The organism is Mycolicibacterium doricum, assembly GCF_010728155.1.
Lineage (GTDB): Bacteria > Actinomycetota > Actinomycetes > Mycobacteriales > Mycobacteriaceae > Mycobacterium > Mycobacterium doricum.
This window is the reverse complement of sequence record NZ_AP022605.1, coordinates 2662814-2683237: the sequence shown is the minus strand read 5'-3', so window position 1 is coordinate 2683237 and position 20424 is coordinate 2662814. Positions and strand designations below refer to the sequence as shown.

The window sequence follows — 20424 nt, the reverse complement described above, 5'->3', positions numbered from 1 at the left end:
TACCCTGTGGAGCATGAGCATGGTTGCGGTGACGGCCCGCACCAGCGCGGTGTGGCCCGTGCTGGCGGGAGTGGTGGCGCTGGCCGGCGTCACCGCCGCCGGTATCGGCGCCCTGTCGTTCGCGGACGCGCTGACCGCTACCGGCCTGCCCGATCCGGGACCGGTCACCACCTACGGGCTGCCGTTCATGCGGGCCGCCGGCGAGGTCGCCGCGGTGACCGCCGTCGGCGCCTTCCTGTTCGCCGCCTTCCTGGTGCCGCCGCAGGCCAACGGTGTGCTCGACGTCGCCGGATACCGGGCGTTGCGGTTGGGCACGGCGGCCTCGGCGGTGTGGACGGTGTGCGCTGTGCTGCTCGTGCCGCTGACCGTGTCCGACGTATCCGGCCAGCCTGTGCGCGACCACCTCGACCCGGTCGAGATCTGGTCGGTGGCTGGGCTCGTCGACGTCGCCGGCGCGTGGCGGTGGACGGCGCTGCTGGCGGCCGTGGTCACCCTGGCCAGCCTGCCGGTGCTCCGGTGGGCGTGGACTCCGCCGTTGTTCGCCGCTTCGCTCGTCACGCTGATGCCGCTCGGCCTGACCGGTCATTCCTCGTCGGGTGGCCAGCATGACCTGGCCACCAACAGCCTGCTCATCCACCTCGTCGCCGGGGCGCTGTGGGCGGGGGGCCTCATCGTGCTGCTGGTGCACGCCCTGCGCGCTGGCGAGCACGCGGACGTGGCCGCCCGCCGCTTCTCCGCGGTGGCGCTGTGGTGTTTCGTCGCGATGGCGCTCAGCGGCATCGTCAACGCGCTGGTGCGGATGTCGCCGTCGGACCTTTTCCGGACCGAGTACGGCGGCTTGGTGCTCGCCAAGGTGGCGGCGCTGGTGGCGTTGGGGCTGCTTGGTTACCTCCAGCGCCGCAAGGGGGTGGCCGCTCTGCAGGCGGACCCCGGCGCGCGAGGCCCCCTGCTGCGGTTGGCGCTGGTCGAGGCGGTGCTGTTCGGGGTGACGTTCGGTATCGCGGTCGGCCTGGGCCGGACACCGCCCCCTCCACCGGGACGGGAACCCACCCCGGTGGAGGTCGAGATCGGCTACGATCTGGCAGGCCCGCCGACGGCCGCCCGGATCCTGTTCGACTGGCGGTTCGACCTGATCCTGGGCAGCGCCGCGATCATCCTGGCGCTGGTCTACCTCGCGGGTTGGCAGCGGCTGCGGCGGCGCGGCGACGCGTGGCCCGCCGGGCGTACGGTGGCGTGGCTGCTCGGCTGCGCAGCGCTGCTGATCACGACGTCCTCCGGACTCGGCCGATACATGCCGGCGATGTTCAGCGTGCACATGGTTGCGCACATGCTGTTGTCGATGTTGGTGCCGATCCTGCTGGCGCTCGGTGCGCCGGTCACGATGGCGCTGCGCGCACTGCCCGCGGCGGGCAAGGGTAAGGCGCCCGGCCCGAGGGAGTGGTTGCTTGCCGCCCTGCACTCTCGAGTGTCGCGCATCCTCACCCACCCGATCGTCGCGCTCGTGCTGTTCGTCGCCGGGTTCTACGGGCTGTACTTCGGCGGTCTCTTCGAGGCGGCCGTCGACGACCACGCGGCCCACGTCCTGATGAACATTCACTTCCTGGTCAGCGGCTACCTCTTCTACTGGGTCGTGATCGGCGTCGACCCGACCCCGCGGCGGGTCCCGCAACTTGCCAAGCTGGCGATCGTGTTCGCCTCGCTGCCCCTGCACGCATTCTTCGGCGTGGTGCTGATGGGCATGAACTCGGTGCTCGGTGAGGGGTTCTACCGGTCGCTGCAGCTGAGCTGGCACGACGATCTGCTGGCCGACCAAAAGCTGGGCGGCAGTATCGCCTGGGCCGCAGGGGAAGTCCCGCTGGTGCTGGTACTTGTCGCGCTGCTCATCCAGTGGCGCCGCAGCGACCAGCGCGACGCCAAACGCCTCGACCGGGCGGCCGAGCGAGATCACGACGCCGACCTGACCGCCTACAACGCGATGCTGACCGAACTCGCCCGCCGCGGCGGCCGCTGAGGGCGTCCGTCCCCTGTACCCGATCCATCCACAGCTCCGATTCATCCACAACGCCCGATCGATGCACAACGACGCCTGCTCCCCGCACCGGGTGGTGGCCGCTGTCACTGCCGTCGCGGTGAATGGCGGTACCGGCGAGACACCGCCGGCCAGTGGATCAGACCCGAATCGAGGAACCCCATGTTCGAGACGCCTATCACCATCGTCGGCAACATCGTCAACAATCCGTTCCGGCAGCGCATCGGCGACCAGGAGGTCATCCGGTTCCGGATGGCCAGCAACTCCCGGCGCCGCACCGCCGACGGCGCCTGGGAGCCGGGCAACTCGCTGTTCGTCAGCGTGAGCTGCTGGGGCAGACTGGTCACCGGGGTCGGCGCCTCCCTCGTCAAGGGAGATGCGGTGATCGTGGTCGGGCAGGTGTACACCAGCGAATACGACGACCGCGAAGGCGTGCGCCGCTCCTCGGTGGAGGTACGGGCCACCGCGGTCGGGCCGGACCTCAGTCGCTGCGTCGCCCGGATCGAGACGCTGCGACAGCCGGGCACCACCGGTATCGGTGGCGCGCCCGAAGGCGCCGAATCCGGTGACGACGGCGGTGCCGTCGATGCCGACGAGACCCACCTGGTCGACCCCGACGCCGCGGAGGCGCTGCCACTGAGCGCCTAGCCACATCCGGCCACGCCTAGGATGGGGCCCGCGGCAACAGACGTTGACGACGCTTGAGAAAGGCAACACCACGGCATGGCCGAATTCATCTACACGATGCGCAAGGTCCGCAAGGCGCACGGCGACAAGGTCATCCTTGACGACGTCAACCTGAACTTCCTTCCGGGCGCGAAGATCGGCGTCGTCGGTCCGAACGGGGCCGGCAAGTCGAGCGTCTTGCGGATCATGGCCGGCCTGGACACCCCGAACAACGGGGACGCCTACCTGGCGCCCGGAGCCAGCGTCGGCATTCTGCAGCAGGAACCGCATCTCGACGAGACGAAGACGGTCCGGGAGAACGTCGAAGAGGGCGTCCCCATCAAGGGCAAGCTCAACCGGTACAACGAGGTGGCCGAACTGATGGCCACCGACTACTCCGACGAGCTGATGGAGGAGATGGGCCGGCTGCAGGAAGAGCTCGACGCCGCCGACGCGTGGGACATCGACAGCCAGCTCGAGCAGGCGATGGACGCGCTGCGTTGCCCGCCGCCCGACGAGCCGGTCACCCACCTCTCCGGTGGTGAACGCCGCCGCGTCGCGCTGTGCAAGCTGCTGCTGAGCACGCCGGACCTGCTGCTGCTGGACGAGCCGACCAACCACCTCGACGCCGAGAGCGTGCTGTGGCTCGAACAGCACCTCGCCTCCTACAAGGGCGCCATCCTGGCCGTCACCCACGACAGGTACTTCCTCGACAACGTCGCCGAGTGGATTCTCGAACTGGACCGCGGTCGCGCCTACCCGTACGAGGGCAACTACTCCACCTATCTGGAGAAGAAGGCAGATCGCATCGCGGTGCAGGGCCGCAAGGACGCCAAGCTGCACAAGCGTCTGCAGGAGGAACTCGCCTGGGTGCGCTCCGGTGCCAAGGCCCGGCAGGCCAAGAACAAGGCCCGGCTGGGGCGCTACGAGGAGATGGCTGCCGAGGCCGAGAAGTCGCGCAAGCTCGACTTCGAGGAGATCCAGATCCCGACGCCGCCGCGGCTCGGCAACGTCGTGGTGGAGGTCGAACACCTCGACAAGGGTTTCGAGGGTCGCGCGCTGATCAAGGACCTGTCCTTCACACTTCCGCGCAACGGCATCGTCGGGGTGATCGGACCCAATGGCGTCGGCAAGACGACACTGTTCAAGACGATCGTCGGTCTGGAGCAGCCGGACAGCGGTACCGTCAGGGTCGGGGACACGGTCAAGCTCAGCTACGTCGACCAGAACCGGGCGGGCATCGACCCGAAGAAGAACGTGTGGGAGGTCGTCTCCGACGGACTCGACTACATCGAGGTCGGGCAGAACGAGATCCCTTCGCGGGCGTATGTTTCGGCGTTCGGGTTCAAGGGGCCCGATCAGCAGAAGCCGGCCGGTGTCCTGTCCGGCGGTGAGCGCAACCGGCTCAACCTCGCGCTGACGCTCAAAGAGGGCGGCAACCTGATCCTGCTCGACGAACCCACCAACGACCTCGACGTGGAAACGCTGAGCTCGCTGGAGAACGCGCTCGAGAGCTTCCCTGGTTGCGCGGTGGTGATCTCCCACGACCGATGGTTCCTCGACCGCACCTGCACGCACATCCTGGCGTGGGAGGGTGACACCGACAACGAGGCGAAATGGTTCTGGTTCGAGGGCAACTTCGGTGCCTATGAGGAGAACAAGGTCCAACGCCTCGGGGCCGAGGCGGCCCGTCCGCACCGGGTGACGCACCGCAGGCTGACTCGCGACTAGTCTCGCTCGTGCACCGTACGACGACGGGCGGTGTGCGGGTGTGAGTCAGGAGAGATCCGCATGACGGGAACCGGTGCCGAAGCTGCGCGCGACCCTTCGGCGGATATGCTCGACCAGTTGGCGAAGGCCTACGCCGCGACGTATCGCGGACCGCAGCAGGGCGAGTCGGCGGCGGACCGCGCGACCACGGGCCTGGTGGATCCGGCGGACATGCTGGAGTCATCGGACCTCGTGCGGACCCATCACCGGCTCGCCGAGCGCAGGAAGGTGGGGGAGACCCTCGTCGCGGTGTACGGCGTCGACGGCACCGACGGTGTCGGCCCCGCGCTACAGGTGGTCACCGATCAGGCGCCGACGCTGATCGACTCCGTAACGGTGCTGCTGCACCGGCTGGGTGTGGCCTACCGGGCGATCATGAACCCGGTGCTGCGGGTGCGTCGCGGATCCTCCGGTGAGCTGCTGGATGCCCGTCCCATCTCCGAATTTGATGCGCGGCCCGCCGCGGAGTTTGATGCGCGGCCCGCCGCGGCGGCGACCGACGGCTACGTGGTCGACGAGGCGTGGATCCACATCGAACTCTCCGAATCCGCCGACCGCTCGTCGGTGGAGGAGGCCAGGCGGATGCTGCCGCGCATCCTCGCCGACGCCCGCCAGGTCGACATGGACGGCAGCGCGATGGTGGCCCGGCTGCGGTCGCTGGCCAACGACATCGAGGCCGACACCCTCGGCCACTTCACCGCGCCCGAACGCAAGGACGTCGCCGCGCTGGCACGGTGGCTCGCCGACGGGCATTTCATCCTGCTCGGCTGCCAGCGGTGCCCGGTCACCCAAACCGAATCGTCGGTCGAGGCCGACAGTCGGCTCGGCGTGCTGCGGCTCCGCGACGACGTGCTGGCGCCGCTGACCCGGGACGGCGACCTGCTGGCGCTTGCGCAGGCCACGATCCCCAGCTACGTCCGCTACGGCGCCAACCCGTACATCGTCGTCATCCGCGAAGAGGGGGCCGGGGCAGAGGGTTACGACGCCGTCGAACACCGCTTCGTGGGCCTGTTCACCGTCGCCGCGATGAATGCCAATGTACTGGGCATACCGCTGATCTCGCGGCGCGTCCATGAAGCGCTGGCCATCGCCCAGCGCGATCCCAGCCGCCCAGTGCAACTGCTGCTCGACGTCATCCAGACCATTCCGCGGCCGGAACTGTTCGCACTGCGGGCCGATGAACTGCTCGACATGGCGATGGCGGTCATCGATCTGGGCTCCCGCCGGCGAACCCTGCTGTTCCTGCGCGCAGACAGCCTGGTGCACTTCATCGCGTGTCTGGTGTACCTGCCGCGTGACCGCTACACCACTGCCGTCCGGCTCGAAATGCAGGACATCCTGGTCCGCGAACTCGGTGGTGTGAGCATCGACTACTCCGCCCGGATCAGCGAGTCACCCTGGGCTGTCGTGCACTTCACCGTCCGGCTACCAGAGGGTTCGCGTCCCGAAGACGTCGACATCTCGGCGGAGAACGAGGAGCGCATCCAGCGTGAGCTCACCGAGGCCGCCCGGACCTGGGGTGACCGCCTGCTCGGCGCCGTGGCATCCGGCGACCTGGATCCGCATGTGGCCGAGCACTACGCCGTCGCGTTCCCCGAGGACTACAAGCAGGCTGTCGCACCCGCGGACGCGATCGGCGACATCGCGATCATCGAAGCGCTGCAAGACGACTCGGTAAAACTGGTGTTCGTCGAGGGCGGGCAGGACCGCGTCGGCAAGCTCACCTGGTACCTCGGTGGCCGGTCGGCGTCACTGAGCCAACTACTCCCGATGCTGCAGTCCATGGGTGTCGTGGTCCTGGAGGAACGACCGTTCACGGTGGCTCGCGCCGACGGCCTGGCCATGTGGATCTACGAGTTCAAGATCCGTCGGCACCCCACCATGCCGGAATCGACGGGCGACGGGTCCGACCGCGACGCGACGGCCGCCCGGTTCGCCGATGCGGTCACCGCGATCTGGAACGGCCGCATGGAGATCGACCGGTTCAACGAACTGGTGCTGCGTGCCGGGTTGACGTGGCCGCAGGTGATGGTGCTGCGGGCGTACGCGAAGTACCTGCGGCAGGTCGGTTTCCCGTACAGCCAATCGTTCATCGAGTCGGTGGTCAACGACAACCCGCACACCGCGCGGTCGCTGGTGGAGCTGTTCGAGGCGCTGTTCGATCCCACCGAGGCCGCCAAGGAACGCGACGCCCAGAGTGCGGCCGCGGCCGTCGCCGCCGACATCGACGCGCTCACGGGTCTGGACACCGACCGGGTGCTGCGCGCGTTCGCCTCGATGATCCAGGCCACGCTGCGCACCAACCACTTCGTCGCGCGCGCCGAGTCGGCGCGCGCCCGCGACGTCCTGTCGATCAAACTCGATCCCGGGCTGATCGACGAACTGCCGCTGCCCAGGCCCAAATTCGAGATCTTCGTGTACTCGCCGCGGGTCGAGGGCGTACACCTGCGGTTCGGCCACGTCGCCCGCGGAGGCCTACGGTGGTCGGACCGGCGGGAGGATTTCCGCACCGAGATCCTCGGCCTGGTCAAGGCGCAGGCGGTGAAGAACGCCGTCATCGTCCCCGTCGGCGCCAAGGGCGGGTTCGTCGTCAAACAGCCCCCGGTGCCCACCGGTGACGCCGCCGCCGACCGCGACGCCCAGCGCACCGAAGGAGTGGACTGCTACAAGCTGTTCATCAGTGGCCTGCTGGACGTCACCGACAACGTCGACAAGGTCAGCGACGAAGTCGTCCCGCCCCCCGACGTCGTCCGCCGCGACGGCGACGACGCATACCTCGTGGTGGCCGCCGACAAGGGGACTGCGACCTTCTCCGACACCGCCAACGAGGTTGCCAAGTCCTACGGCTTCTGGTTGGGCGACGCCTTCGCATCCGGTGGGTCGGTGGGCTATGACCACAAGGCGATGGGGATCACCGCCAGGGGCGCATGGGAGTCGGTCAAACGGCACTTCCGGGAGATGGGCGTCGACACCCAGTCGGAGGACTTCACCGTCGTCGGCATCGGCGATATGAGCGGAGACGTGTTCGGCAACGGAATGCTGCTGTCCGAACACATCAGGCTCGTCGCCGCGTTTGACCACCGGCACGTCTTCCTCGATCCCGACCCGGATGCGGCGGCGTCGTTCCGAGAGCGCCGACGGCTGTTCGACCTGCCCCGCTCGTCGTGGGAGGACTACGACCGCTCCCTGATCAGTGAGGGCGGCGGTGTGTACAGCCGTGAGCACAAATCGATCCCGATGAGCTCCCAGGTCCGCGACGCGCTGGGACTCGACGACAGGCTCGAGGAGATGACGCCGCCCGCCCTGATCAAGGCGATCCTCAAGGCGCCGGTCGACCTGCTGTGGAACGGGGGCATCGGCACCTACATCAAGGCCGAGACGGAATCCGACGCCGACGTCGGCGACCGTGCCAACGATCCGGTCCGCGTCAACGCCAATCAGGTGCGCGCCAAGGTGATCGGCGAAGGCGGCAACCTCGGCGTCACCTCCCGCGGGCGCATCGAGTTCGACCTCGCCGGCGGCCGGATCAACACCGACGCCCTCGACAACTCCGCCGGCGTCGACTGCTCTGACCACGAGGTCAACATCAAGATCCTCATCGATTCGCTGGTCACCGCGGGGCGCATAGAGCTGAGTGAGCGCCACGATCTGTTGCTGTCGATGACCGACGAGGTCGGTGATCTGGTGCTGTCGGACAACCGCGACCAGAACGACCTGATGGGCACCAGCCGCGCCAACGCGACGAGCCTGCTGCCCGTGCACGCCCGGATGATCGATCACTTCGTCACACAACGCGGGATGAACCGCGAGCTCGAGGCGCTGCCCACGAACAAGGAGATCCGCCGCCGGCTGGGCGTCGGAATAGGGCTCACCTCACCTGAACTGGCGACGTTGATGGCACACGTCAAGCTGGCGCTCAAGGCCGACCTGCTCGACAGCGAACTACCCGATCAGGAGGCGTTCGCCGCCCGGCTGCCGCGGTACTTCCCGTCCACCTTGCGGGACCGGTTCGCCGCCGAGACCCGCTCGCACCAGCTGCGCCGCGAGATCGTCACTACGATGCTCGTCAACGACGTCGTCGACACCAGCGGGATCACCTACGTGTACCGGACGACCGAGGACGCCGGCGTCGGGACGGTCGACGCGGTGCGAAGCTTCGTCGCGGTCAACGCCATCTTCCGGGTGGGCGACGTCTGGCGCCAGATTCGCGCCGCGAATCTGCCGGTGGCGGTCAGCGACCGGATGACGCTGGATCTGCGCCGGCTCGTCGACCGCGCCACGCGGTGGCTGCTGAACTACCGGCCACAACCACTGGCGGTCGGTGCGGAGATCAACCGGTTCGCCGACAAGGTGGCGGCGCTGACCCGGCGGATGGAGGAATGGCTGCGCGGCGACGACGAGGCCATCGTCGCCAAGGAGACCGGAGAGTTGTGCTCCCACGGGGCCTCCAAGGAGCTGGCCTACTCCGTGGCGACCGCTCTCTACCAGTTCAGCCTGCTCGACATCATCGACATCGCCGACATCGACGACCGCGACCCCGCTGAGGTAGCCGACACGTACTTTGCGCTGATGGACCACCTCAACACCGACAGCCTGCTGACCGCGGTGTCCAAGCTGCCCCGGGGTGATCGCTGGCATTCCCTGGCGAGGTTGGCGATTCGCGACGACATCTACGGCTCCATACGGTCGTTGTGCTTCGACGTGCTCGCGATCGGCGAACCCGACGAGAACGGCGAGGAGAAGATCGCCGAGTGGGAGATGACCAACGGGTCGCGGGTGGCGCGCGCGCGGCGCACGCTCACCGAGATCTACGAAGACGACGAACGGGACCTGGCGACACTGTCGGTGGCGGCGCGCCAGATCCGCAGCATGACACGATCGAGTGGGACGGGGTCTTCCGGGTGACAGCAGGTTTTGTGGCGCCGGTGCACGTGCGGTGGTCCGACATCGACATGTACCAGCACATCAACCACGCCACGATGGTCACCATCCTCGAAGAGGCCCGCATCCCCTTCCTGCGTGAGCCGTTCGAAACGCGGATCATCGACATCGGTCTGTTGATCGCCGACGTGCACATCTCTTACAAGAGGCAGCTGCGCCTCATCGACTCGCCGCTGCAGGTGACGATGTGGTCCACACGCGTACGCGCGGTTGATTTCACGATCGGTTACGAGGTCCGTTCCGTGGGCGCGCGGGCGGATTCCCGGCCGGCGGTCATCGCCGAGACCCAATTGGCCGCCGTTCACATCGAGGAGCAACGGCTGGAACGGTTGACCTCCGAACAACGCGCCTATCTGCAACGCTACCTGCGATGAGCGGCCCTGAGCGGGGGCTGTGGTTGACCGATCACCGTCTCCGTGACGATCTGGCCACGTTCGCCGAACGGGCGGTGCGCCTCGACGGCGCCGCGGTGGTGCGATTGCGTGAGCGGGCCGGCGGCGGTGTGATGGCTTACGTCGCGACCGGTTTCGACGTGCTGGCCAGCCGGGTGGTGAACGGGCGGCTGCGCCCCAAGGACCTCTGCGCTGGTGCCGACGCGCTGGCGGCCGGGCTTGCGCGGATCGACCCCTCGGGCTTCGTCGACACCGGCTTCCCGATGGATTCGTCCTGGCGTGGTGCGGTGCCGTCCGATACGGGGTTCACCCACCTCGACGACGTACCGGCCAGGGTGATGCTCGATCTGGTGACCCGCGGTGGCGCATTGGCGCGCCAGCACAGCGGCGCCCACGGCCCGCCGTCGTCGCTGCTCGATCAGGAGGTGCTGGCGGTCAGCGGCGGTGGATACCGCGTCGGCATCCCCATGCGTTGCGTGTTCGCGCTCACTGCGATGGGCTTCCTCGCGCAGGGCAGCGGCGCGCTAGGCGCCGAGGACATCGTGCGGATCCGCGTGTCGCCCACCTGGCTGCGCATCGACGCCCGGTTCGGCTCGGTGCTGAGACGACGCGGCGACCCCGCTGTGGTGTTGCGCTAGACCAGCCAGACCGCGGCGTCGGCGGGCAGCCGCCCGCGGTCGAGAGGTGTGCTGGTTATCAGCACCTCACCCGCAGGGAGGTCGACCGGGCACTCACCCGCGTTGAGCACGCACGTCAGCCCGCCGGCGGTCCGGAACGTCAGTACCCCGGCCTCGGCGGACAGCCGGGTCAGCGTGGCCGCGTCGACCCCTGAGCGATCCCGGCGCAGCCGCAACGCCCGGCGGAAGAAGTGCAGCATGGAATCCGGCTCGGCCAGTTGGCGTTCCACCGTCAACGACGCCCAGTCCGGCGGCATCGGCAGCCAGGTCTCGGCCGCGGTGGAGAAGCCGAACGGAGGGGCATCACCGCTCCACGGCAACGGCACCCGGCAGCCGTCGCGGCCGCGTTCGGTGCCCTTGGAGCGTTCCCACACCGGGTCCTGGAGCACCTCGTCGGGGAGATCCACGTTGGGCAGGCCGAGCTCTTCGCCGTTGTAGATGAACACCGCGCCGGGCAGTGCCAGCATCACCAAGGCCATCGCGCGGGCCCGCGCCAACCCGAGCAGCCCACCGCCGTACCGGGTGACCTCCCGCTCGACGTCGTGGTTGGACAGCGTCCACGTCGGCGTCGCACCCTCCAACGCGACGGCGGCCAGCGAGTTCTCGATCGCGTCGCGGATCTCGTCGGCGTCGAACTCGGCGCGCACCAGCCGGAAGTTGAACCCCAGATGAAGTTCGTCCGGGCGCAGATACGCGGCGAACGCGGCGTTGTCGTACACCCACACCTCGCCGACGGCGACCGCGCCGGGGTAGTCGTCGAGCACCGAGCGGATGTGGCGGTGGATGTCGTGGACGCCCTCGTGGTCGAACCGGGGGTCGTCGGCCATGTCGGCGAGCATCTTGTTCTCGGCGATCGCCATGTCGGGCAGATCCTTGGGTTTGGACATGCCATGTGCCACGTCGATGCGGAAACCGTCGACGCCGCGGTCGAGCCAGAACCGCAGGGTCTTCTCGAGGTCTTCGTAGACCTCCGGGTTGTCCCAGTTCAGATCGGGCTGTTCGGGATCGAACAGGTGCAGGTACCACTGTCCGGGCTGCCCGTCCGGTTCGACGATGCGCGTCCACGCCGGGCCACCGAAGATCGAGACCCAGTTGTTGGGCGGGTGCAGCCCGCCGGGCCCGGTGCCGTCCCGGAAGAGATAGCGCTCCCGCTGGGCGCTGCCCGGGCCAGCGGCAAGCGCCGCCTGGAACCAGGGGTGCTGTGCGCTGGTGTGGTTGGGCACCAGGTCCATGGTGATGCGGATGCCGCGGTCGTGGGCGGCTGCGATCAGCCGGTCCAGCGCCTCCATGCCACCGAAGAGTGGGTCGATGTCCCGTGGATCGGCGACGTCGTATCCGTGGTCGGCCATGGGGGAGACGGTGACCGGGTTGAGCCACAGCGCGTCGACGCCGAGCTCGGCCAGATAGTCCAGCTTCGCGGTCACCCCGTCGAGGTCACCGACGCCGTCGCCGTTGCTGTCGCGGAAGGACCGGGGATAGACCTGGTAGAACACCGCGCGCGCCCACCAGGGCTGGTCAGTCGTCGTGGGGTGAACCATTGCGCCCATTGTGGCCGCCTGTGCTCAGAACGGCGAGTTGACCATCGACTGGGCGGCCATCTCGAGATAGGCCAGCAATTGGCTGCGGTGCTCGTCGTCCAATGTCGCCGAGTCGATCTCCGCCACGGCGGTATGCATACAGCGCAGCCAGGCGTCGCGTTCGAGGTAGCCGATGCGGAACGGCGCGTGACGCATCCGCAGCCGGGGGTGTCCGCGCTGATCGGAGTATGTTCGAGGACCGCCCCAGTACTGCTCGAGGAACATCCGCAACCGCACCTCGGCCGCCTCGAGCTCGTCGTCGGGGTACAGCGGACGCAGGATCTCGTCCTCCCGTACCTGCTCGTAGAACCGCGCCACGATCGCGCGGAACGTCTCGTGGCCACCGACTTCGTCGTAGAACGACCGCGTTGGTTGCGTCACCGTTCCATTGTGGCCTGTCGGGGGCCCCGGAGCCGCCACCCTGGTGAGGTCACCAGAAGTTCACTGGACTGACCTGCGAACACGTAAGGAATTGCCGTGCGGAGGCCGTCGATCCATGGTGAACTGTCTCCTCGGAGGACGTATGGCGCAACGCAAGAAGAGCCCGTCGAGGCCGGCCGGCCACAAGCGTGTGTCCGCGGTCGGCCCGTCGGGTCCCGCGGGAAGCACCCGTGTCCTGCACAGTGTCGAAATCCACGGCGTCGAAATCCACGGCGTCGAAATCCACGGCGTCGAAATCCACGGCGTCGAAATCCACGGTGTCGAAATCCGCGGCGGAGAGCCCACGGGGCCGGTTCGCGACGGCTCGCTGTGGGGTCGCCGCCGCGTCCTGCTGCTGAACTCGACCTATGAGCCGCTGACCGCGCTCCCGCTGCGGCGGGCGGTGGTGATGCTGATGTGCGGTAAGGCCGACGTCGTGCACGAGGACCCGGCAGGACCGGTGATCCACTCGGCGACGCGCAGCATCTCGGCACCCACGGTCATCCGGCTGCGCAGCTTCGTGCGGGTGCCCTACCGGGCCCGCGTCCCGATGACCCGGGCGGCGTTGATGCACCGCGACCGGTTCCGTTGCGCGTATTGCGGCGCCAAGGCCGACACCGTCGACCACGTGGTGCCCCGCAGCCGCGGCGGGGACCATTCGTGGGAGAACTGCGTGGCTGCATGCGCGCCCTGCAACCACCGCAAGGCCGACCATCTGCTCGCAGAGCTGGGCTGGACGCTGCGCTCGGCGCCGTTGCCGCCCAAGGGGCAGCACTGGCGGCTGTTGTCGACGGTCAAGGAGCTCGACCCGGCGTGGATGCGATACCTGGGTGAGGGCGCGGCCTGATACCCCGGTGGGATACGGTTTTGGATCGTGACGACCTCCGTGATTCTCGTCCTCGTCCTCGTGCCGTTGGGACTGACCGCGGTCCTGGCCTTGCTGATCTTCCGGAGCAAGGGTCCGCACCCGGCGAGTTACAAACTGTCCGAACCGTGGCGGCATTCGCCGATCCTGTGGGCGGCCGAGGAGCCGGCAGCCCACGGCCATGAGACCGTGACCGGGCGCAGCATTCAGGCCGACACCGCCGCCCACGGTGGCAACGTCGGCGAGCATCATTCGAATCCCGTGATCATCGGAGGCGGCGCAAGTGGCAAGTGGTGAGGTCAAGGCAACCGGTCATCGCGCGGCGGTCGAACGCCAGGGCCTGCCCTACGGCTGGGCGCTGACGTCCAGCGGACGTCTGTCCGGCGTGACCGAACCCGGCACCCGGTCGGTGGACTATCCGTTCGCGACCAAGGACCTGGTCATGCTCGACGATGCGCTGAAGTACGGGTCTCGGGCGGCCAAGGCCCGTTTCGCGGTGTACATCGGCGACCTCGGGGCGGACACCGCTGCCACGGCCCGCGAGATCCTGGCGCAGGTGCCGACGCCGAACAACGCGGTGCTGCTGGCGGTGTCGCCGGATCAGCGCGCGATCGAGGTGGTCTACGGCGTCGACGTCAAGGGCCGCGGCATCGAGACCGCCGCGCCGCTGGGTGTCTCGGCGGCCGCGGCGTCGTTGCAGGAGGGGAACCTCATCGACGGATTGATCAGCGGTGTGCGGGTGTTGTCGGCGGGCGTCTCACCCCGCTGACGTCCCGCCTTGCTGACACCCTCGGTCGCCGCGCAGACAGCTAGCTGACGTCGTGGCGGCGGGCGCGCAGCGCCCGCTCCACGCCTGCGCGGCCTTCGAGGACCAACCGGCGAAGCGCAGGTGGCACTTGGTAGTCGGGGGAGCCGCTGAGGAACCGATCCGCGGCGGCCAGACCTTCGTCGCTGATGTCCCACGCCGGGTAAAGGCCGATCACCACCGTCTGCGCCACCTCACTCGACCGGCGCTCCCACACGCCGGGGATGGCCGCGAAGTACTTCTCCGTGTACGGCGCCAGCAGGTCCTCCTGGCCCATCCGGACGATGCCGCCGACGATGGAGCGGGTAGTGATGTTGGGCAGCGTGTCGTCCTCGATGACCTGTTTCCAGGCGGCCTCTTTCACGCCGGGCTGCGGTCGTGCCGCCGACGCCGCCGCGGCGTGGCGTCGGCCCGCGGCGGTGGGATCACGCTTTGCCTCGGCGTCGATGAACGGCGTCTCGGGGCCGTCGGCGTCGATATCGCCGCTGGCAGCCAGCGCCGTCACGATGCGCCAGCGCAGATCGGTGTCGACGACCAGACCGGGCAGATTCACCTCGGCGGGTTCGTTGTCGAGCAGCGTGGCCAGCACGGCGACGTGGCTGCGCGACAGCACCGAGGTACACAGCGCGTTGACGAACGCCAGCTGGTGGTCCGAACCCGGCGCCGACTCGCGGGCGAGATCGAGCAGCCGGTCGGCGAACGCCGGCCAGCCGTTCTGCCGCGCCCACTGCGGATCGGCGTAGGAGTTCAGCGCGGTCTGGGCCTGCGCCAGCAGCCGCTGCGCCACGCCCACCTCGGTTTCGGCGTGCACACCGCTCATCACCAGCGCCACGAAGTCACGGGCCCGCAGCTCAGCTTCGCGGGTCATCTCCCAGGCCGCCGACCAGGCCAGCGTGCGAGGAAGCGGTTCGGCGATGTCGGCGATGCGGGTGAGCACCGTCTGCAGCGAATCCGGGTCCAGCCGTGATGCGCAGTACGTCAGGTCGTCGTCGTTGACCAGCACCAGCTTTCCGCGCGGCACTCCTTGCAGTGTCGGCACTTGAGTGCTCTCACCCTCGACGTCGAGTTCCTCGCGGTGTACCCGCACGAGCTTTCCGGTGGTCGGATCGTCGTCGTACACCCCCACGGCGAGTCGGTGCACGCGGGTCTCGCCGGCTCCAGGAGCGGCACCGCTCTGGGCGATCGCGAAGCGGGTGAATCGCCCCCCGCCGTCGAGGTCGAAATCGGCGCGCAGCGTGTTGAGCCCGGTGGTCTTGAGCCACTGCCTGCCCCATCCGGACAGGTCGCGGCCCGAGGACTTCTCCAGCGCACCGAGCAGGTCGCCGAACGTCGCGTTGCCGAAAGCGTGGTCGCGGAAGTAGTCCCGCAGCCCGGCGAGGAACGATTCCAGGCCCACGTAGGCGACGAGCTGTTTGAGGACGCTGGCGCCCTTGGCGTAGGTGATGCCGTCGAAGTTCACCTCGACGGCGTGCAGGTCGGGGATGTCGGCGGCGACCGGATGGGTCGAGGGCATCTGGTCCTGACGGTAGGCCCACGACTTCTCCACGTTGGCGAACGTGGTCCACGCCTGGGTGTACTCCGTCGACTCCGCCTGGCACAGCACCGAGGCGAACGTCGCGAATGATTCGTTGAGCCACAGGTCGTCCCACCAGGCCATGGTGACCAGATCGCCGAACCACATGTGCGCCATCTCGTGCAGCACCGTCTCGGCGCGCCGCTCGTAGGACGCGCGGGTAACCTTGCTGCGGAAGACGTAGTCCTCGAGGAACGTGACGGCGCCGGCGTTTTCCATGGCACCGGCGTTGAACTCCGGGACGAACAGCTGATCGTATTTGCCGAACGCGTACGGCACGCCGAAGTTGTCGTGATAGAACCCGAATCCCTGCTTCGTCTCGGTGAACAGCCGCTCGGCGTCCATGAACTCCGCGAGCGAGCGGCGGCAGAACAACCCGAGCGGGATCTCGCCGTGCTCATCGCGGTACAGGTCGTCCCAGCGGGCGTACGGTCCGGCGATCAGCGCGACGAGGTAGGTGCTCATCCGCGGTGTCGGCACGAACACATGTGTCCTGGCGGCGCCCGCGCCGCCATTCGGTTGAGCCGCGCCGTCGTAGCGACTGCCCTCGAGGGCGCCGTTGGACACCACTTCCCAGTGCGCGGGCGCGGTGACGGTGACGTGGAACGTCGCCTTGAGGTCGGGCTGGTCGAAACAGGCGAACATGCGCTTGGCGTCGGCGGTCTCGAACTGCGAGTATAGGTACACCTCGCCGTCGACCGGGTCGACGAAGCGGTGCAGTCCTTCACCGGTGTTCGAGTAGCGGCAGTCGGCGTCGACGACGAGCACGTTGCGCTCGTCCAGCCCCACCAGCGGGATGCCGGTGGACTCGTCGTACCCCGACACGTCGATGGCGTCACCGTTGAGGGTGGCCGCGTGAATCGTGTCGGCCGCAATGTCGACGTAGGTCTCCGCGCCGGCCGTCGCGTCGAACGTGACGGTGGTGACCGAGCGGAACGTCTTCTCGCCGGGCGCGGCGACACCGTCGGTGAGGTCCAGTTCGATGCGGTAGTTGTCGACGGTGACCAGGGCCGCGCGTTCGACGGCCGCCTCGCGGGTCAGGTTGGGAAGTGCCACGCCCCCAACCTATCGGGCGCCGGGAAAGCTCGTCGTCTGCAGCCAGTTCAGGAACGTGCCGTCGCCCACCGAGGACACCATCGACGGGCAGTACATCTGGATGGCGATGCCGGCGACGAGCGCCGCCAGGTCCGGCAGGACGCCGTCGTTGCGCACGGCCGTAACGGCCTTCGCGAAATCCTTGCCGGGTTCGACGAGCACCGGGCACACCCGCTTGCCGAGCGCGACGGTGTCGACCGGATTGTCGTACCGCACCCCCGCTTCGTTGAGCGCCGAGAGGAAGGCGTCGTCGACGGGGTCGGCGGCCGCGGCCGGGGCGGTCATGAGGGCGCCGGTGACCGCGGCGGCACATAGCGCCACCGCCATCCGGGTTCGAGCTGTTGCGGACATCGTGCTCCTCGTCGGTCCATTCCACGTTGGTTCACCCAAGTCAAACACGGTTGGGTAGAGGTTGTCCCAGCACTGCGTGTCCCGCGGGGCCGGTGGGTTCGAACGGCTTGTCCGGGGAACACCCCCCTCGTCACCGAAAGGATCGTCACCGAAAGGATCCGCTGATGGCCGACGAGAAGTCTCCTCCGAAGTCCCGAGCCGATTTCTGGTTCGACCCGCTCTGCCCGTGGTGCTGGATCACCTCCCGCTGGATCCTCGAAGTGGAGAAGGTGCGCGACATCGAGGCGAACTTCCACGTCATGAGCCTGGCGGTGCTCAACGAAGGGCGCGATCTGTCCGAGGGGTACCAGGAGGCGATGAAGCGGGCATGGGGCCCGGTGCGCGTCGCGATCGCCGCCGAGCAGGCCGAGGGGCCGGACGTCCTCGCGCCGCTCTACACCGCGATGGGCACCCGGATCCACGACCGGGGCTACGGCGAATTCGATCCCGATTTCACCGCCGTCATCTCCGAATCGCTCGCCGAGGTCGGCCTGCCCGCGGAGCTGGCCCAGGCTGCGACGTCCGGGGAGTACGACGACGCGTTGCGCAAGAGCCACCATCGGGGCATGGACCCCGTCGGGGACGACGTCGGCACCCCCACCATCCACGTCAACGGGGTCGCGTTCTTCGGTCCCGTGCTGTCGAAGATCCCGCGCGGCGAAGTTGCCGGGAAGCTGTGGGACGCGTCGGTCGTCTTCGCGTCGTATCCGCACTTCTGGGAACTGAAGCGGACCCGCACGGAGATGCCGTCGTTCGACTGACATCCGCGCCGGGTGGTTGCGTCGAAACGGCATGGACCGGGTGTGAGTATGCAAATATCTATGACCGCCCCGCGAGGGGTAGCGTCGCACCCCGCCCCGAGCCCCGGAGACCACCGATGTCGATCGACAGTCAGCACCAGTCCGGCACCACCTCGGCGAACGTCGCCACGATGTTCTTCGACCGTGTCGAGAAATCCGCGCAGCACGAAGCTTTTCGCAAACTCGACGGGGGTGAGTGGACGTCGCTGACCTGGAGGCAGGCCGCCGACCAGGTCGAGGCGCTGGCCGCCGGCCTGCTCGCGCTCGGCATCGAACCCGAACAGCGGGTTGGTATCGCGTCGAGCACCCGCTACGAGTGGATCCTGGCCGACCTGGCGATTATGTGCGCCGGCGGCGCCACCACCACCGTGTACCCGACGACGAACGCCGCCGACACCGCCTACATCCTCAGTGACTCCGAGTCTCGCTTCGTTTTCGCCGAGGACGAGTCGCAAGTGGAGAAGCTCCGCGACCGACGCGACCAACTGCCGCGCCTGGAGAAGGTGCTGCTGTTCGACGGCACCGGGGACGGCGACTGGGTGGTCGGTCTGGCCGATGTCATCGAGATGGGCAGCAAGCACCTCGAGCAGCAGCCGTCGGCCGTGCGACACCGCTCCGAGGCGATCACCGCGGACCATCTGGCCACCCTCATCTACACCTCCGGCACCACCGGGAACCCCAAGGGCGTCCGGCTCGCCCACCGCGCGTGGGTGTACGAGGGCGAGACCATCGCCGGCTTCGGCATCCTCGACGAGAACGATCTGCAGCTGCTGTGGCTGCCGCTGGCGCACGCGTTCGGCAAGGTGCTGATCTCGGCCCAGGTGGCCTGCGGCTTCGCCAGCGCCATCGACGGCCGGGTGGACAAGATCGTCGAGAACATGGGAACGGTGAAGCCGACCTTCATGGGGGCGGCGCCGCGCATCTTCGAGAAGGCGCACGCCAAGGTCGTCGTGCAGCAGCACGGCGTCAAGGAGAAGCTGTTCAACGCGGCGTTCGCGGTGGGCCGCCAAGTGAGCCGCCTACGGCGTGAGGGCAAGTCGGTGCCGCCGCATCTGGCCCTGGCGCACGGCCTCTTCGACCGGCTGGTCTTCAGCAAGGTGCGCGACGTGTTCGGCGGGCGGATCCGGTTCATGATCTCCGGCGCTGCGCCGTTGAACGGTGACATCGCCGAGTGGTTCCACGCCGCGGGCCTGCTGATCCTGGAAGGTTACGGACTCACCGAGACCGCGGCCGGCGCGTGCATCAACCGGCCGCAGAACTACCGGCTCGGCACCGTGGGGCAGGTCTTCGACGGCAGCCAGCTGCGCATCGGCGACGACGGTGAGGTCCAGATCAAGGGTCCGTGTGTGATGGACGGCTACCACAACCTGCCGGACAAGACCGCCGAGGCGCTGACCGACGACGGTTGGCTGCGCACCGGCGACCGAGGTCAGCTCGACGACGACGGCTTTCTCACCATCACCGGCCGGCTCAAGGAACTGTTCAAGACCTCCGGCGGCAAATTCATTGCGCCGCCGGCCATCGAGGGCAAGTTCATGGCGCTGTGCCCGTACGCCGGCCACATGCTGGTCTTCGGCGAATCGCGCAACTTCTGCGTGGCACTGGTGACCCTTGACCCCGACGCCATCTCCAGTTGGGCCGGCGAGAACGGTATGGGGGACAAGTCGTACGCCGACCTGGTGAAGTCCGAACCGGTGCGGAAGCTGATCGGCGGGTACATCGATCGACTCAACTCGGAGTTGAACCGGTGGGAGACGATCAAGAAGTGGGCGATCCTCGACCACGACCTGTCCATGGAGAACAACGAGCTGACACCGTCGCTGAAGGTGAAGCGGTCGGTCGTCGAGGAGAAGCAGAAGGATCTGCTGGACTCTTTCTACCAGGGCTGAGCTTCGGTCCACCGGTCGGCGTGGTGCTCGGCTGACCTGTCACAATGGCCGCCATGCGCGTCTACCTGGGAGCCGACCACGCGGGCTACGATTTGAAGCAGGTCATCATCGACCATCTCCGCAGCACCGGTCACGAACCGGTGGACTGCGGCGCATTCGGCTACGACGCCGACGACGACTACCCGGCGTTCTGCATCGCCGCGGCGCAGAAGACGGTCGCCGACCCGGGCAGCCTCGGCATCGTGCTGGGCGGGTCGGGCAACGGTGAACAGATCGCCGCGAACAAGGTGCCGGGCGCCCGCTGCGCGCTGGCCTGGAGCGTCGAGACCGCGTCACTGGCGCGCGAACACAACAACGCACAGCTCATCGGGCTGGGTGGCCGCATGCACTCCCAGTCCGACGCGCTCGCCATCGTCGACGCGTTCCTGAACACGCCGTGGTCGAAAGGCGAACGGCACCAACGGCGTATCGACATCCTCTCCGAATACGAGCGCACCCACGAAGCGCCGCCGGTACCCGGGGCGCCGGCCTAGCC

At 68.1% G+C, this 20424-nt stretch carries 16 protein-coding genes; 12 read left to right on the top strand and 4 right to left on the bottom strand.

Annotated elements, in window-relative coordinates:
• Positions 1-13: 13 nt before the first annotated feature.
• From G6N07_RS13090 to G6N07_RS13065, 6 genes are all read left to right on the top strand, one after another.
• Positions 14-2011: a bifunctional copper resistance protein CopD/cytochrome c oxidase assembly protein gene (locus tag G6N07_RS13090; RefSeq protein WP_085189727.1), complete on the top strand. Its 1998-nt coding sequence runs from the start codon at positions 14-16 to the stop codon at positions 2009-2011.
• Between the two features lie 180 nt (positions 2012-2191).
• Positions 2192-2677, top strand: coding sequence for a single-stranded DNA-binding protein (locus tag G6N07_RS13085; RefSeq protein WP_085189729.1), 486 nt, complete (start codon positions 2192-2194; stop codon positions 2675-2677).
• A gap of 75 nt (positions 2678-2752) precedes the next feature.
• A complete protein-coding gene (gene ettA, locus G6N07_RS13080; protein ID WP_085189731.1) occupies positions 2753-4426 on the top strand; it encodes an energy-dependent translational throttle protein EttA in 1674 nt (557 codons plus the stop codon).
• Positions 4427-4486: 60 nt separating this feature from the next.
• Positions 4487-9370 (top strand): NAD-glutamate dehydrogenase, encoded by a 4884-nt coding sequence (locus G6N07_RS13075; RefSeq protein ID WP_085189733.1) that lies wholly within the window; start codon positions 4487-4489, stop codon positions 9368-9370.
• The gene (locus tag G6N07_RS13070; protein ID WP_085189735.1) at positions 9367-9780 is read left to right on the top strand and encodes an acyl-CoA thioesterase; all 414 of its coding nucleotides are present in this window, start codon (positions 9367-9369) and stop codon (positions 9778-9780) included. The genes G6N07_RS13075 and G6N07_RS13070 overlap by 4 nt, the downstream gene beginning before the upstream one ends.
• Positions 9777-10436 carry a DUF8010 domain-containing protein gene (locus G6N07_RS13065; RefSeq protein WP_085189736.1) on the top strand — a complete coding sequence of 220 codons (660 nt, stop codon included), beginning with the start codon at positions 9777-9779 and terminating at the stop codon, positions 10434-10436. Before G6N07_RS13070 ends, G6N07_RS13065 begins: the two co-directional genes overlap by 4 nt.
• Here the strand turns inward: G6N07_RS13065 and G6N07_RS13060 are convergent.
• Together G6N07_RS13060 and G6N07_RS13055 are read right to left on the bottom strand one after the other, a co-directional pair.
• The gene (locus G6N07_RS13060) at positions 10433-12022 is read right to left on the bottom strand and encodes a glycoside hydrolase family 13 protein (RefSeq protein ID WP_085189738.1); all 1590 of its coding nucleotides are present in this window, start codon (positions 12020-12022) and stop codon (positions 10433-10435) included. The genes G6N07_RS13065 and G6N07_RS13060 overlap by 4 nt on opposite strands.
• Before the next feature lie 15 nt (positions 12023-12037).
• Positions 12038-12433 (bottom strand): globin, encoded by a 396-nt coding sequence (locus G6N07_RS13055; protein WP_085189740.1) that lies wholly within the window; start codon positions 12431-12433, stop codon positions 12038-12040.
• Between the two features lie 142 nt (positions 12434-12575).
• Between G6N07_RS13055 and G6N07_RS13050 the strand changes: the two genes are divergently transcribed.
• The 3 genes from G6N07_RS13050 to G6N07_RS13040 are packed head-to-tail and all read left to right on the top strand — an operon-like array spanning position 12576 to position 14106.
• A complete protein-coding gene (locus tag G6N07_RS13050) occupies positions 12576-13319 on the top strand; it encodes an HNH endonuclease (RefSeq protein WP_085189742.1) in 744 nt (247 codons plus the stop codon).
• 24 nt (positions 13320-13343) lie between these two features.
• Positions 13344-13634, top strand: coding sequence for an aa3-type cytochrome oxidase subunit CtaJ (gene ctaJ, locus G6N07_RS13045; RefSeq protein ID WP_443678238.1), 291 nt, complete (start codon positions 13344-13346; stop codon positions 13632-13634).
• Positions 13621-14106: a DUF5130 domain-containing protein gene (locus G6N07_RS13040; RefSeq protein ID WP_085189746.1), complete on the top strand. Its 486-nt coding sequence runs from the start codon at positions 13621-13623 to the stop codon at positions 14104-14106. Before ctaJ ends, G6N07_RS13040 begins: the two co-directional genes overlap by 14 nt.
• A 40-nt stretch (positions 14107-14146) precedes the next feature.
• On the opposite strand, the gene pepN is transcribed toward G6N07_RS13040, so the two are convergent.
• A complete protein-coding gene (gene pepN / locus G6N07_RS13035) occupies positions 14147-16771 on the bottom strand; it encodes an aminopeptidase N (RefSeq protein ID WP_085189748.1) in 2625 nt (874 codons plus the stop codon).
• Positions 16772-16780: 9 nt separating this feature from the next.
• A complete protein-coding gene (locus tag G6N07_RS13030) occupies positions 16781-17161 on the bottom strand; it encodes a DUF732 domain-containing protein (protein ID WP_085189750.1) in 381 nt (126 codons plus the stop codon).
• A gap of 164 nt (positions 17162-17325) precedes the next feature.
• On the opposite strand from G6N07_RS13030, the gene G6N07_RS13025 reads away from it, so the two are divergent.
• The 3 genes from G6N07_RS13025 to G6N07_RS13015 all read left to right on the top strand — a co-directional run bounded on the left by G6N07_RS13025 (position 17326) and on the right by G6N07_RS13015 (position 20422).
• Entirely contained in the window at positions 17326-17961 is a 636-nt protein-coding gene (locus G6N07_RS13025; RefSeq protein WP_085189752.1) for a mycothiol-dependent nitroreductase Rv2466c family protein, read from the top strand.
• Between the two features lie 116 nt (positions 17962-18077).
• A complete protein-coding gene (locus tag G6N07_RS13020) occupies positions 18078-19889 on the top strand; it encodes an AMP-dependent synthetase/ligase (protein WP_085189754.1) in 1812 nt (603 codons plus the stop codon).
• Between the two features lie 53 nt (positions 19890-19942).
• A complete protein-coding gene (locus G6N07_RS13015) occupies positions 19943-20422 on the top strand; it encodes a ribose-5-phosphate isomerase (RefSeq protein WP_179959988.1) in 480 nt (159 codons plus the stop codon).
• Positions 20423-20424: the final 2 nt, after the last annotated feature.

What these genes read in the sequence shown, in the direction of transcription:
- G6N07_RS13075 (WP_085189733.1), top strand. Translation starts at nt 4,487, where the DNA reads ATGACGGGAACCGGTGCCGAAGCTGCGCGCGACCCTTCGGCGGATATG.
- G6N07_RS13065 (WP_085189736.1), top strand. Translation starts at nt 9,777, where the DNA reads ATGAGCGGCCCTGAGCGGGGGCTGTGGTTGACCGATCACCGTCTCCGT.
- G6N07_RS13015 (WP_179959988.1), top strand. Translation starts at nt 19,943, where the DNA reads ATGCGCGTCTACCTGGGAGCCGACCACGCGGGCTACGATTTGAAGCAG.
- G6N07_RS13085 (WP_085189729.1), top strand. Translation starts at nt 2,192, where the DNA reads ATGTTCGAGACGCCTATCACCATCGTCGGCAACATCGTCAACAATCCG.
- G6N07_RS13060 (WP_085189738.1), bottom strand. Translation starts at nt 12,022, where the DNA reads ATGGGCGCAATGGTTCACCCCACGACGACTGACCAGCCCTGGTGGGCG.
- G6N07_RS13090 (WP_085189727.1), top strand. Translation starts at nt 14, where the DNA reads ATGAGCATGGTTGCGGTGACGGCCCGCACCAGCGCGGTGTGGCCCGTG.
- G6N07_RS13050 (WP_085189742.1), top strand. Translation starts at nt 12,576, where the DNA reads ATGGCGCAACGCAAGAAGAGCCCGTCGAGGCCGGCCGGCCACAAGCGT.
- ettA (WP_085189731.1), top strand. Translation starts at nt 2,753, where the DNA reads ATGGCCGAATTCATCTACACGATGCGCAAGGTCCGCAAGGCGCACGGC.
- G6N07_RS13020 (WP_085189754.1), top strand. Translation starts at nt 18,078, where the DNA reads ATGTCGATCGACAGTCAGCACCAGTCCGGCACCACCTCGGCGAACGTC.
- G6N07_RS13030 (WP_085189750.1), bottom strand. Translation starts at nt 17,161, where the DNA reads ATGTCCGCAACAGCTCGAACCCGGATGGCGGTGGCGCTATGTGCCGCC.
- G6N07_RS13025 (WP_085189752.1), top strand. Translation starts at nt 17,326, where the DNA reads ATGGCCGACGAGAAGTCTCCTCCGAAGTCCCGAGCCGATTTCTGGTTC.